The 493-nt window shown below is 59.4% G+C and carries 1 pseudogene; it reads right to left on the bottom strand.

Annotated elements, in window-relative coordinates:
- Positions 1-360: pseudogene (locus BLX41_RS31880) on the bottom strand (T6SS effector phospholipase Tle3 domain-containing protein); the annotation flags it as partial.
- Positions 361-493: the final 133 nt, after the last annotated feature.

Raw genomic sequence — 493 nt, 5'->3', positions numbered from 1 at the left:
GCTTGCGGGAGTCCAGGCTTTATTGCTGATCGCAATGGCCGCATCGATGGGCGCCAGTTTGTCCTTGACCTGATAGACACCGCTGCTCGAGTCCGCTCCCGGCATGACCACCGTGCCATCGGCGTCAAAGTTGGTTGCAACGGGCACTGGCAATAACGGTGCGGTCAGCATCACCGACTTCCCTTGCTCAAGGGAGGCGCGGGCCACGGACATCCGCTGCTTGTACGGCAGACCGGCATCTTCCCAGGTGTCCTCCCCCTTGAGCAGCAATGGGTAGACATAAGGCGGCGTGTGCAGACCGATCAGTTCCTTTTCTCCGCCGCGCTTGCGCAGGGTAAAGATTCGTTGGTAAAAACTCATCGGCAAGGTCCGGCGCAGTGACTTGCCATACAGCTGCTCGTCAACACCCTGCCAGCCGATCCCCTGGACGTTGGCCAGGCCAACGGTCTGGTCCTGTGGGGTAAAATACAGGTAGACGCTGCCTCGATTATCA

Origin of the sequence: Pseudomonas protegens (assembly GCF_003732485.1) — a bacterium.
Classification (GTDB): Bacteria; Pseudomonadota; Gammaproteobacteria; order Pseudomonadales; family Pseudomonadaceae; genus Aquipseudomonas; species Aquipseudomonas protegens_B.
Note: the sequence above shows the minus strand (reverse complement) of the source record. Positions and strands in the feature narration are given on the sequence as shown.